We start from the raw sequence: 12,371 nt of genomic DNA, 5'->3' as shown, positions 1-12,371 counted from the left end.
CTCTGAACAGGGCGACTTCGCCGTGGCCCTGATGTCCCGCAACCTTCCGTTTCCTCGAAGGGCATAGGCTCGTCCCCGACGAAAAGGGCCCGTGAGGGCGGGCCGGTGTCGTGGAAGGACGCGTGATGACCCGAGGAACCCGTCTGGACCAGCTGCCCGAGTGGGCGGCGCTCGCCGCGCACCGCGCGGACTTCGGGGAGACGCACCTGCGTGCGCTCTTCGCCGAGGACCCCAAGCGCGGCGAGTCGTACACCCTCCAGGTGGGCGACCTGTACGTCGACTACTCCAAGCACCTGGTCACCGAAGAGACGCTGACGCTGCTGCGCAAGCTCGCCGAGGTCCGCGGGGTGGCGGCCCTTCGGGACGCCATGTTCCGGGGCGAGAAGATCAACATCACCGAGAACCGCGCCGTGCTGCACACCGCGCTGCGCGCGCCCCGCGGCGCGGTGATCGAGGTGGACGGCGTCAACGTCGTGCCCGAGGTGCACGCCGTGCTGGACAAGATGGCGGCCTTCGCCCGCCGGATCCGGTCGGGCGAGTGGACCGGTCACACCGGCAAGCGGATCCGCAACGTCGTCAACATCGGCATCGGCGGCTCGGACCTGGGCCCGGCGATGGCTTACGAGGTGCTGCGCAGCTTCACCGACCGCGACCTGACGGTGCGTTTCGTCTCCAACGTCGACGGCGCGGACCTGCACGAGGCGGTGCGCGACCTGGACGCCGAGGAGACGCTGTTCATCGTCGCCTCGAAGACCTTCACCACCATCGAGACCGTCACCAACGCCACCAGCGCCCGCACCTGGCTGCTGGAGCAGCTCGGCGCCGGTCAGGAGGCGGTGGCCAAGCACTTCGTCGCGCTGTCGACGAACGCCTCCGAGGTGGAGAAGTTCGGCATCGACACGGCCAACATGTTCGAGTTCTGGGACTGGGTCGGCGGTCGCTACTCCTACGACTCCGCGATCGGCCTCTCCCTGATGATCGCCATCGGGCCGGAGGCGTTCGAGGAGATGCTGGCCGGCTTCCGGCTGGTCGACGAGCACTTCCGCACCGCGCCGCCGGAGCAGAACGTGCCGCTGCTGCTCGGTCTGCTCGGCGTCTGGTACGGCGCGTTCTTCGACGCGCAGGCGCACGCCGTGCTGCCGTACTCGCACTACCTGTCGAAGTTCACCGCCTACCTCCAGCAGCTGGACATGGAGTCCAACGGCAAGTCGGTGCAGCGCGACGGCGAGCCCGTGGAGTGGCAGACCGGCCCGGTCGTCTGGGGCACCCCGGGCACCAACGGCCAGCACGCGTACTACCAACTGCTGCACCAGGGCACCAAGGTGATCCCGGCGGACCTGATCGGCTTCGCCCGCCCGGTCGCCGACCTCGCGCCCGGTCTGGTCGCGCAGCACGACCTGCTGATGGCGAACCTCTTCGCCCAGGGCCAGGCGCTGGCCTTCGGCAAGACGCCGGACGAGGTGCGCGCCGAGGGCGTCGCGGAGGAGTTGGTGCCGCACAAGACGTTCCGCGGCAACCACCCGACCACCACCATCCTGTCCGGGGAGCTGACCCCGTCCGTGCTGGGCCAGCTGGTCGCGCTCTACGAGCACAAGGTGTTCGTCCAGGGCGCGATCTGGAACATCGACTCCTTCGACCAGTGGGGCGTGGAGCTCGGCAAGGTGCTGGCCAAGCGGATCGAGCCGTCCCTGGTCGAGGGCACCGGCCTGGACGCGCTCGACTCCTCCACCGCCGGTCTCGCCGTCCGCTACCGCGAGCTGCGCGGGCGCTGAGTCCAGGGAGTCACCAGGGCATCGCCACGCCGCCGTTGGGACGCAGGATCTGCCCGGTCACGAACCGGGCGGCATCGCTGACCAGGTAGTGGACGGCGTGGGCGATGTCCTCGGGCTCGCCGATCATGCCGAGCGGGGAGAGCCGCTTCAGCGGCTTCTCCGCCGCCGCGCGGGCCGCCTCGTCGATGCTGCCGTCGGGTAGCAGGTAGTGACGCGACGTCATCGCGGTGCGCACCAACCCCGGTGCCACCGCGTTGACCCGCACCCCGAAGCGGCCGACCTCGGCCGCGAGGTTCTTGGTCAGCTGGACGACGGCCGCCTTCGAGACGCTGTAGCTCATGATCTCCGGCGTCGCGCTGTCCACCGCGCCCGACGCCGTGTTGACGATGGCGCCGCCGCCCTGCGCGCACATGATCCGCGCCGCCGCCTGGCAGGCGTGGAAGGTGCCCTTGAAGTTCACCGCCCAGACCGCGTCCAGGTCCTCCTCCGGCACGTCGACGACGAGGCCGGTGCGGATGATGCCGGCGACGTTGCACAGGATGTCCAGTCGGCCGTGGCGCTGCGCCGTCCCCGTGACCAGGTCGACGACCTGCTCGCGCCGGGCGACGTCGACGTGGGCCGGAACCCCGTCGATCTCCGCGGCGGTGCGTTCGGCGGCGGCGCCGTCGACGTCCGCGCAGACCACGCGCGCGCCGGCCGCCGCCAGCACCCGGGCGGTGGCGCGTCCGATGCCGCTGCCCGCGCCGGTGACGACCGCGACCCGCTTGTCCAGTGCGTACGCGCTGAAATCCGCCATGCCAGGGTGGTAGCAGATGAGCCTTGACGTTGGAAGAAGCCGTGCGCTTAACTACCGTTAAGTAACTTATGACAGCGGTCAGAATCAGGAGCGCAGCATGACCGAGTTCGAGCAGGGCACCGCCGTCGCCAGACGCGCCGGCGCGCCCGGCGTCTACGACGCCGAACTGGGCGCGGGCTGGCGCATCGGCGGCGGCGTCAACGGCGGTCTGCTCCTCTCCCTCGTCGGCCGGGCGCTCGCCGACCACCTCGGCGAGGCCGGCGGTCACCCGCAGCCCGTCTCGGTCAGCGGCTACTACATCTCCCCCTCCCGCCCCGGCCCGGCCGAGGTCCACGTGGAGGCGATCCGCAGCGGCCGCACCCTCTCCACCGGCTCCGCGTCGCTGCGCCAGACCGCCGACGACGGCAGCAGCGTCGAGCGCCTGCGCGTCCTCGCCAGCTACGGCGACCTCGCCCGCGCCGACGAGGACGTGCGCACCAGCGCCAAGCCCCCGCAGCTCCCGCCCGTCGAGCAGTGCATCGGCACCGACGCGGCCCCGCCGCAGTTCCTGGCCTCGGCCGACCTGCTCCAGCGCCTCGACCTCCGGCTCGACCCCGCCTACGTGGGCTGGGCGCTGGGCAAGCCCTCCGGCGAGGGCCGGATCCAGGGCTGGCTGCGCATGGCCGACGGCCACGCGCCCGACCCGCTGCTGCTCCTCTTCGCGGTCGACGCCCTCCCGCCGGTCACCTTCGACCTCGGCCTCTTCGGCTGGACCCCGACGATCGAGCTCACCGTCCACGTCCGCGCCGTCCCAGCCCCGGGCTGGCTGCGCGTCGTCCACTCCACCCGCAACCTCGCCGGCGGCTTCCTGGAGGAGGACTGCGAGATCTGGGATTCCAACGACCGCCTCGTCGCGCAGTCCCGCCAGCTGGCCGCAGCCCCGCGGTAGGCCTACCCCGAGCCGTTCCGGCGGCGGATCAGCGCGGCCCTCTCGGCCGTGTTGCCCGCCAGCTCGATCGCCCGGTCGTACGCCGCCCGCGACTCCCGGCCCCGGTCCAGTCGGCGCAGCAGCTCGGCGCGGGCCGCGTGGTACGCGTGATAGCCGTCGAGCTGTCCGGCGAGCCGGTCGACGGACGCAAGCGCCACCGCCGGGCCGTCCAGCTCGGCGAGTGCGACGGACCGGTTGAGAGTCACGACCGGCGAGCGGTCGAGGCGCACCAGCTGGTCGTAGAGGGCGACGACCTGCGACCAGTCGGTGTCCCGGAAGTCCCGAGCCGAGGTGTGCACCGCGTTGATCGCCGCCAGCAGCTGGTACCGCCCCGGCGCCTGCCCGGAGTCCAGCCGCTCGCGGACCAACCGGTGTCCCTCCGCGACGAGCTCCGCGTCCCAGGCCGTGCGGTCCTGCTCGTCCAGGGCGACCAGCTCGCCGCCCGGCGAGACCCGGGCGGCGCGGCGCGCCTCCGTCAGCAGCATCAGCGCGAGCAGCCCCGCCACCTCGCCGTTCTGCGGCAGGAGCGCGCGGAGCAGGCGGGCGAGCCGGATCGCCTCGGCGGTCAGGTCCTGGCGGACCGGGTCCGCGTCCGGGCCGGTCGCCAGGTAGCCCTCGTTGAAGACGAGGAAGAGCACGGTGAGGACCCCGACGACGCGCGCCGGGAGGTCCTCCGCGTCCGGCACCCGGTAGGGGATGCGCGCCGCCTTGATCTTCGTCTTCGCGCGGGTGATCCGCCGCGCCATCGCGCTCTCCTGCACCAGGAAGGCCCGCGCGATCTCGGCCGCGGTCAGCCCGCCGACCATCCGCAGCGTCAGTGCGACCCGGGCGTCCGCCGCCAGGGCGGGGTGACAGCAGACGAAGACCAGCCGCAGCCGCTCGTCCTCGACGGCGCCGACCGGCTCGGGCGGTGCCTCGTACGACATCTGCGCCTCCCGCTGCCTGTCGCCGCGCTTGTCCTCGCGCCGGATCCGGTCGATGGCCTTGCGGTACGCGGTCGTGGTCAACCACGCGCCGGGGTTGGGCGGCACACCGTCCGCAGGCCACCGCTCCACCGCCGTCGCGAACGCCTCGGCGGCGGCCTCCTCGGCCACGTCGAGATCCCCGAAGCGGCGTGCCAGCGTGGCGACGACCCGGGCCCACTCCTCACGGTGGGCCCGGGCGACCGCCTCGTTCGCGTTCACAGGAACGGCCGGACCTCGACCTTGCGGTGGCACGCCTTCGAACCCTCGGTGGCCAGCCTCAGCGCGACGTCGAGGTCGGGCGCCTCGATGATCCAGAACCCGACGACGTACTCCTTCGTCTCCACGAACGGCCCGTCGGTCACGAGCGGCTCATCTCCGCGGTTGTCGACCACCGTCGCGTTGTCGGTCACCCCGAGGCCCCCGGCGAAGACCCAGTAGCCGTCGGCCTTCATCCGCTGGTTGAACACGACGATCGCGGCCTGCTCCTCCTCGGTGGCGAACTCGGCGCTGTCATGGATCACGTTCAGCAGGTACTGCATCGCGGATCATCTCCCGGGCTTGCGCGGCCACCCCTCGCGGGCGACCTCTCACCCTTACTACGAACGCCCCCGATCCGATCGGACACCGCGCCTCAGGATTCTTCCGACGCCTCGAGCTTCACGTACATGATGTGGAGCCCGACATAGCCGAGCGTCGGGTGGTGGAAGCCCTCGGGGATGGTCGTCATGACCTCGAAGCCGAGGGACTCGTAGAGGTGCACCGCGTGGGTGTTGCTCGCCGCGACCGCGTTGAACTGGACGCCGCGGAAGCCCTGCTCACGGGACCAGCCGAGCAGGTACCGGCACAGGGCGCCGCCGACCCCGCGGCCCTGGTGCTTCGGGTCGACCATGAAGCTGCCGCTGGCGATGTGGGAGCCGGGGCCCATCTTGTTGGCGTACATGTTCGCCGTGCCCAGTACCAGTCCGGACCTGTTCACCGCGACCACGACGTGGCCGGGCGGACGGACCATCCACATCGCGCGGCCCGTGGGTTCGTCGAGGTCGGTCGGGTAGGCGAAGGTCTCGCCGGCAGCCGTGATCTCGTGGAAGAACGGCCAGATCGACGCCCAGTCGGCGTCCGTCGCTTCGCGGATCTGCATGGCGCGATCCTGCCATCGCGACCCGCCCGACCGCGCGGTGGTTTTCCTCCCCGCGCCGGGCGGGACAGAATGGCGCCGCACGTATCCAGCGAGAGAGCGGTAACCAAGAGTGACCCTGTCCATTGAGCAGACCATCGCCGAGGAGCTCGGCGTCCGTCCCGCACAGGTGCAGTCCGCCGTGGAACTGCTCGACGGAGGGGCGACCGTCCCCTTCATCGCCCGGTACCGCAAGGAGGCGACGGGGTCGCTGGACGACGCCCAGCTGCGCACCCTGGAGGAGCGCCTGCGCTACCTGCGGGAGATGGAGGAGCGCCGCGCCGCGATCCTCGAGTCGATCCGCAGCCAGGGCAAGCTGGACGAGGTCCTGGAGGCGCAGATCCGGGCCGCCGACTCCAAGGCCCGGCTGGAGGACATCTACCTCCCGTTCAAGCCCAAGCGCCGCACCAAGGCGCAGATCGCCCGCGAGAACGGCCTGGAGCCGCTCGCCGAGGCGCTGCTCGCCGACCCGACCCGCGACCCGCAGGCGGAGGCCGCGGCCTACCTCGGCGAGAACGTCGCCGACGCCGCCGCCGCGCTGGAGGGCGCCCGCGCGATCCTGGTCGAGCGCTTCGCCGAGGACGCCGACCTGATCGGTGAGCTGCGCGAGCGCATGTGGGGCCGGGGCCGCCTGGTCGCCCGGGTGCGCGACGGCAAGGAGCAGGACGGCGCCAAGTTCGCCGACTACTTCGACTTCGCCGAGCCCTACGTCAAGCTCCCCTCGCACCGCGTCCTCGCCATGCTGCGCGGCGAGAAGGAGGACGTGCTCGAGCTGACCATGGAGCCCTACGCCGACGAGGCGGACGCCGAGGCCCCCGGCGGTTACGAGGCCCGCATCGCCAACCGCTTCGAGGTCGCCGACCGCGGCCGCCCGGCCGACAAGTGGCTTCAGGACACCGTCCGTTGGGCCTGGCGCACCCGCATCCTGGTGCACCTGGGCATCGACCTGCGGCTGCGGCTGCGCACCGAGGCCGAGGACGAGGCGGTCCGCGTCTTCGCGGCCAACCTGCGCGACCTGCTGCTCGCCGCGCCCGCCGGCGCCCGCGCCACCCTGGGCCTGGACCCGGGCTACCGCACCGGCGTCAAGGTGGCCGTCGTCGACGCGACCGGCAAGGTCGTGGCCTACGACACCATCCACCCGCACGTCCCGGCCAACAAGTGGGACGAGTCGATCGCGACGCTGGCGAAGCTCTGCGCGAAGCACGACGTCGACCTGATCGCCATCGGCAACGGCACCGCCTCGCGCGAGACGGACAAGCTGGCGCTGGACCTGATCAAGCGTCACCCGGAGCTGAAGCTGACCAAGGCCGTGGTCTCGGAGGCGGGCGCCTCCGTCTACTCGGCCTCCGCCTTCGCCTCGCAGGAGCTGCCGGACCTCAACGTGGTCATCCGCGGCGCGGTCTCCATCGCCCGCCGGCTCCAGGACCCGCTGGCCGAGCTGGTGAAGATCGACCCGAAGTCGATCGGCGTGGGCCAGTACCAGCACGACGTCTCCGAGACGAAGCTCTCGCGTTCACTGGACGCGGTCGTGGAGGACTGCGTCAACGGCGTCGGGGTGGATGTGAACACCGCCTCCGCGCCGCTGCTGACCCGCGTCTCCGGCATCGGCGCCGGGCTGGCCGACAACATCGTCGCCCACCGCGACGCCAACGGGCCGTTCCGCAGCCGCAAGGAGCTGAAGAACGTCGCGCGGCTCGGCCCCAAGGCCTTCGAGCAGTGCGCGGGCTTCCTGCGCATCCCCGGCGGCGACGACCCGCTGGACGCGTCCAGCGTCCACCCCGAGGCGTACCCGGTCGTGCGCAGGATCCTGACCAGCACGGGCGGCGAGCTGAAGACCCTGATCGGCGACAGCGCGAAGCTGCGCACGCTGCGGCCGGCCGAGTTCGCCGACGACACCTTCGGCGTGCCGACGGTCAAGGACATCCTGGCCGAGCTGGAGAAGCCGGGCCGCGACCCGCGTCCGGCGTTCCGTACGGCGGAGTTCAAGGAGGGCGTCGAGAAGCTCGGCGACCTGGAGCCCGGCATGGTGCTGGAGGGCACGGTCACCAACGTGGCCGCCTTCGGCGCGTTCGTCGACATCGGCGTCCACCAGGACGGGCTCGTCCACGTCTCGGCGCTGTCGAAGAACTTCGTCAAGGACCCGCGCGAGGTCGTGAAGTCCGGCGACATCGTCCGGGTGAAGGTGCTGGACGTGGACATCCCGCGCAAGCGCATCTCGCTGACGCTGCGTCTGGACGACGACGCCCAGGCGGGTTCGGGCGGCTCCGCGGGCGGCGAGCGCGGTGAGCGCGGCCAGCGCCGCGAGCGCGGCGACCGTGGCGAGCGCGGCGGCCAGGGTGGTCAGGGCGGCCAGCGTGGTGGTCAGCAGCGTGGTCAGGGCGGGCAGGGTGGTGGCCAGCAGCGCGGGCAGGGTGGTCAGGGCCAGCGTGGCGGCCAGGGCGGCGGTGGGCAGCGCGGCGGCCAGGGTGGGGGCCAGGGTCAGCGCGGTGGCGACCGGCGGCCGCCGGCGCCGCGTGACGGCGGCGCGGTCAACAGCGCCATGGCCGACGCCCTGCGGCGCGCGGGCCTGGCGAAGTAGCCGACCGGCCGATATTGGATGGGACCGTCAACCTTGCCAGTGATCGATGGCTCATTGATCCCTGGTGCCGATTGGGCGGATTGACGGTCCTCCAGCTCGTAGGATGATGAGTGAGGCCCCTCCCGTCCCCCCGTGCGGCAGGGGCCTCCTTTCGCGGGTCTCAGAGATCCCGACGCTCCCGCAGCTCTCGCAGCCACACCGCCGTGTCCGGCGGCAGCGCGCCGTCCACGAGCTCCCCACTGGCGAGCAGCACCGTCGCCTCCGCCGGCACGGGCGTCGGCTCCGGGCCGAGGTTGACGACGCAGCGGAAGCCGTCCGGGCGGGTGAAGTCGAGCACCTCCGGCGTGGAGTCCTGCCAGCGCATCGGGCCGTCGCCCAGGCCCGGCAGGGTGCGCCGCAGGCGCAGCGCCCGCCGGTAGAGCTCCAGGTGGGAGCCGGGCGCACCGGTCTGTGCGGCGACGCTCAACTCCCGCCAGCCGTCCGGCTGGACATCCAGCCACGGCGCGGCCGAGGCGCGTTCGGGACTGAACCCGAACGGCTGCTCCTCACCCTCCCACGGCAGCGGCACCCGGCAGCCGTCGCGGCCGCGGTCGACGCCGCCGCTGCGCAGCCAGGTCGGGTCCTGCCGCAGGTGGTCGGGGATGTCCTCGACCTCCCACAGCCCGAGTTCGTCGCCCTGGTACACGTACGCGCTGCCGGGCAGCGCCAGCATCAGCAGTGCGGCGGCCCGCGCCCGGCGGGTGCCCAGCACCAGGTCGACCGGGAGCCCGTGGCGCGCCGCGCGGTCGAAGTCGTACGAGGTGTCGGCGCGACCGTAGCGGGTGACGTGGCGGGTCGTGTCGTGGTTGGACAGCACCCACGTCGCGGGCGCGCCCACCGGCGCGTGCGCCGCCAGCGTCGCGTCGATCACCGCGCGGAACCCGGCCGCGCTCCAGGGGGAGCGCAGCAGGGGGAAGTTGAACGCGGTGTGCAGCTCGTCCTGGCGCAGGTAGCGGGCGAAACGCTGCGGATCCTGCTCCCACAGCTCCGCGACGAAGGCGCGGTCGCCGGGGTAGGAGTCCAGCACCTTGCGCCAGGAGCGGTAGATCTCGTGCACGCCCTCCTGGTCGCGCCACGGGTGCGGCCGGTGGTGGTGCCCGGCCGCGTCCGGGAGGCCGTCCTCCTTGACCAGGTGGTCGGTGACGTCGATCCGGAAGCCGTCCACGCCGAGGTCCAGCCAGAACCGCAGCACGGACAGGAACTCGGCGCGGACCTCGGGGTTCTCCCAGTTCCAGTCCGGCTGCTCGGGCGCGAACATGTGCAGGTACCACGAGCCGTCGGCGGTCCGGCTCCAGGCCGGACCGCCGAAGTGCGAGGGCCAGTCGTTCGGCGGCTGCTCGCCGTTCTCGCCGCGCCCGGCCCGGAAGTGGAACAGCTCCCGCTCCGGGGCTCCCGGCCCGGCCGTCAACGCGGCCTGGAACCACGGGTGCTGCTCGGAGCAGTGGTTCGGCACGAGGTCGACGACCACCCGCAGGCCGAGGGTGTGGGCCTCGCGGATCAGCGCCTCGGCCTCGTCCAGGGTCCCGAAGGCGGGGTCGATGTCGCGGTAGTCGGCGACGTCGTAGCCGCCGTCGGCGAGTGGTGAGACGTACCAGGGCGAGAGCCACAGCGCGTCCACGCCGAGCCCGGCGAGGTGCCCGAGCCGCGACCGCAGACCGGCGATGTCGCCGGTCCCGTCCCCGTTCCCGTCGGCGAAACTGCGTGGATACACCTGGTAGATGACGGCACTTCGCCACCAGGGGGTGGTGGCCTGGTCCTGGGCGTCCTCGGAAGTCGGCACCCGTCCACCATGCATCACCGGCCCCCGACGGGAACAGCCCCGGCTTCGGTCTCAGGCGCCGGTGTCTCAGGCGCCGGTGATCTCGCGGACCAGCTGCTCGCCGGTGAGCGCGCGGCCGCCGATGCCCCAGCCGCCGTCCGGGGCGTTGAGGATGTTGACCCAGGTGTTCTCGCGCTCGTGGCCGGGGCCGGTCAGCTCCTCCACGACCGCGGTCGCGGCGTGGACGAAGGCGGCGCGGGCCTCGGGGGTGGGCAGCCCGATGCTGGGCAGCTTCAGTTCGACCATGACGACGGGGCGGTTCGTCCCGCCGGCGTAGACGTCCTCGGGCGGCAGCACGTGGACGGTGCCGCCGACGAAGGACAGGAAGGTCTTGTTCCCGGTGAGTCCGGACGCCTCGACGAGGGCGTCGGTCAGACGGGGCAGGATCTCGCGCTCCCCGGCGGGCGTGAGCACGCCGCGCGGGGCGGTGACGGTGATGGGCATGAGGGTCTCCCTCTCGCTGGTTGCGTTGGCTAGGTAGTACGTACGTCCTAGCCACGACTCCAGCGTGGGCTAGGATGGCCGTACTAGTCAAGTCGTCGCGAGCAGGAACGCGAGCAGGAAAGGGCGCCCCATGGCTGGAGACACCCGGGACCGGATGATCGAGGTGACCGTCGAGGCGCTGCGGCGGCGCGGTGTGGCCGGGATGTCCTTCACCGAGATCCTGCGCGAGAGCGGCGCGGCACGCGGCGCGATCTACCACCACTTCCCCGGCGGCAAGGGCCAGTTGGTCGCGGAGGCGGCGACCAGGAACGGTCAGGACGTGCGCGCGAACCTGGCCGCGCTCCCGGCCGACGACCCGCGGACCGTCGTCGAGTCCTTCCTCGCCCTGATCCGGCCCGTCGTCGAGTGCTCCGCGACCGGCGCGGGCTGCGCGGTCGCCGCCGTCACCGTCGCCTCCGGCGAACCCGCGGACAACGCGTCCCTGCGCGACGTCGCGGCCACGGCCTTCGCCTCCTGGACCGACGCCCTCGCCGCCCGCCTCACGGCCTCCGGCCTGGCCCCGGACGCAGCGGCCGACCTGGCCACCACCCTGCTCGCCCTCCTGGAGGGCGCCCAGGTCCTCTGCCGCGCCGAGGGCTCCGCCGCCCCCTTCGACCGCATGACCCGCACCGCGGTCGAACTGACGCGCAGCCGGTACCCGGCCGCGTAGGGCGGGAACGGCGGTCAGTCCTCCGGCAGCTCCGGGCGCGCCTCGGCGCTCGCGCCCCCGTTCAGCGGCGGGGCGTAGAGGGTGGCCAGCGGCTCGGGGCCCGCGTATCGACGACAGGTGCACTGCGCCGGCGACGCGTCCTTCGGCCTACCCTCGCCGTTGCCGCCCTTGCGCTTCACCTCGGCATGACAACGGCCGTCGTGGAGGTCGTGGAACGCGAGGTGGTGCCCGCAACCGCAGACGGGCTCGGGACCCCGCAGGGCGCGCTCCTGCTGGTCGCGGCGGTCCTTCCGGATCCGGCGGACCCGGTCGAGCGCGCCGTTGACGGCGTAGCCGCCCGCCATGACGACGACCGCGATGCTGATGGCGTCCAATTCCCTGCCCCCCGTTGTGCCTTCCCCGCGTCGGGAACGATAGCGGCTGAGCGGGCTGTCACACCCCCTGGCTGAGGCGGGAGCCGGAGCGGCCCTTGCGGACGGTGAGTTGCTGGGGGATGCGGTCGCGCAGCTCCGCGACGTGGCTGACGATGCCGACCGCGCGGTCGCGCTCGCGGAGCGAGTCGAGGACGGACATGACCTCCTCCAGGGTGTCCGGGTCGAGCGCGCCGAAGCCCTCGTCGATGAAGAGGGTGTCCAGCGGCATGCCGCCCGCCTCGTCCGTCACCACGTCCGCGAGGCCCAGGGCCAGGGCGAGGGAGGCGAAGAAGGACTCGCCGCCGGAGAGGGTCGCGGTGTCGCGGTACTGGCCCGTCCAGGCGTCGAGGACCTGGAGGCCTAGGCCGGAGCGGGCGTTGCCGCGGGCGCGGGCGTCGGTGTGCTCCAGGGTGTACCGGCCGCCGGACATGATCCGCAGCCGCGTGCCCGCCGCCGCCGCGACCTGCTCCAGGCGGGCGGCCAGCACGTAGTTCTCCAGGGACATGCGCAGCTCGTTGCTCTTGCTCGTGCCCGCCACCAGCTGCGAGAGCTCCGTCGCCGTGGCGAGATCCGCCGCGAAGGGACGCAGCCGCCGCAGGTCCGCCGCGAGGCGCGCGCCGAGCCGGGCGAGGTCGGCGACGCGCGCGGACGCGCCGCGCTCCGCCGCGTGGGCCTCCAGCAGGGCCCGCTCCGCC

12 protein-coding genes are annotated in these 12,371 nt (G+C 72.6%); 4 read left to right on the top strand and 8 right to left on the bottom strand.

From position 1 onward, the window contains the following. The first annotated feature begins 125 nt into the window (after window positions 1-125). Window positions 126-1,772 carry a glucose-6-phosphate isomerase gene (gene pgi, locus TR50_RS36780; RefSeq protein WP_042432762.1) on the top strand — a complete coding sequence of 549 codons (1,647 nt, stop codon included), beginning with the start codon at window positions 126-128 and terminating at the stop codon, window positions 1,770-1,772. Between the two features lie 10 nt (window positions 1,773-1,782). Here the strand turns inward: pgi and TR50_RS36775 are convergent, their stop codons facing one another. Further along, the gene (locus tag TR50_RS36775) at window positions 1,783-2,568 is read right to left on the bottom strand and encodes an SDR family NAD(P)-dependent oxidoreductase (RefSeq protein ID WP_042432759.1); all 786 of its coding nucleotides are present in this window, start codon (window positions 2,566-2,568) and stop codon (window positions 1,783-1,785) included. Window positions 2,569-2,665: 97 nt separating this feature from the next. On the opposite strand from TR50_RS36775, the gene TR50_RS36770 reads away from it, so the two are divergent. Then, on the top strand, window positions 2,666-3,496 hold the full coding sequence (locus TR50_RS36770) for a thioesterase family protein (protein WP_042432749.1): 831 nt from the start codon (window positions 2,666-2,668) through the stop codon (window positions 3,494-3,496). Between the two features lie 2 nt (window positions 3,497-3,498). Here TR50_RS36770 and TR50_RS36765 read toward each other — a convergent pair whose 3' ends face one another. The 3 genes from TR50_RS36765 to TR50_RS36755 form a co-directional block, all read right to left on the bottom strand. Then, a complete protein-coding gene (locus tag TR50_RS36765; RefSeq protein WP_042432746.1) occupies window positions 3,499-4,719 on the bottom strand; it encodes an RNA polymerase sigma factor in 1,221 nt (406 codons plus the stop codon). Beyond that, window positions 4,716-5,039, bottom strand: coding sequence for a YciI family protein (locus TR50_RS36760; protein ID WP_042432743.1), 324 nt, complete (start codon window positions 5,037-5,039; stop codon window positions 4,716-4,718). The genes TR50_RS36765 and TR50_RS36760 overlap by 4 nt, the downstream gene beginning before the upstream one ends. A 92-nt stretch (window positions 5,040-5,131) precedes the next feature. Next, on the bottom strand, window positions 5,132-5,638 hold the full coding sequence (locus tag TR50_RS36755) for a GNAT family N-acetyltransferase (protein ID WP_042432740.1): 507 nt from the start codon (window positions 5,636-5,638) through the stop codon (window positions 5,132-5,134). A 109-nt stretch (window positions 5,639-5,747) separates the two neighbouring features. On the opposite strand from TR50_RS36755, the gene TR50_RS36750 reads away from it, so the two are divergent. Further along, window positions 5,748-8,252, top strand: coding sequence for a Tex family protein (locus tag TR50_RS36750; RefSeq protein ID WP_042432738.1), 2,505 nt, complete (start codon window positions 5,748-5,750; stop codon window positions 8,250-8,252). Window positions 8,253-8,412: 160 nt separating this feature from the next. Here TR50_RS36750 and TR50_RS36745 read toward each other — a convergent pair whose 3' ends face one another. Beyond that, window positions 8,413-10,086, bottom strand: a complete 1,674-nt coding sequence (locus TR50_RS36745; RefSeq protein ID WP_042432735.1) for a glycoside hydrolase family 13 protein — start codon at window positions 10,084-10,086, stop codon at window positions 8,413-8,415. A 51-nt stretch (window positions 10,087-10,137) separates the two neighbouring features. Further along, complete coding sequence (locus tag TR50_RS36740) at window positions 10,138-10,554, bottom strand: tautomerase family protein (RefSeq protein ID WP_042432731.1); 417 nt, start codon at window positions 10,552-10,554, stop codon at window positions 10,138-10,140. Between the two features lie 130 nt (window positions 10,555-10,684). Between TR50_RS36740 and TR50_RS36735 the strand changes: the two genes are divergently transcribed. Next, window positions 10,685-11,263 (top strand): TetR/AcrR family transcriptional regulator, encoded by a 579-nt coding sequence (locus TR50_RS36735; protein WP_042432728.1) that lies wholly within the window; start codon window positions 10,685-10,687, stop codon window positions 11,261-11,263. 14 nt (window positions 11,264-11,277) lie between these two features. Here the strand turns inward: TR50_RS36735 and TR50_RS36730 are convergent, their stop codons facing one another. Together TR50_RS36730 and TR50_RS36725 are read right to left on the bottom strand one after the other, a co-directional pair. Beyond that, the gene (locus tag TR50_RS36730; protein ID WP_052441762.1) at window positions 11,278-11,637 is read right to left on the bottom strand and encodes a hypothetical protein; all 360 of its coding nucleotides are present in this window, start codon (window positions 11,635-11,637) and stop codon (window positions 11,278-11,280) included. Between the two features lie 58 nt (window positions 11,638-11,695). After that, a partial coding sequence (locus tag TR50_RS36725; protein WP_042432725.1) for an SbcC/MukB-like Walker B domain-containing protein occupies window positions 11,696-12,371 on the bottom strand: 676 nt, incomplete at its 5' end.

This window comes from Streptacidiphilus anmyonensis, from assembly GCF_000787855.1.
GTDB classification, from domain to species: domain Bacteria; phylum Actinomycetota; class Actinomycetes; order Streptomycetales; family Streptomycetaceae; genus Streptacidiphilus; species Streptacidiphilus anmyonensis.
This window is presented reverse-complemented; position numbering and strand designations above follow the sequence as displayed.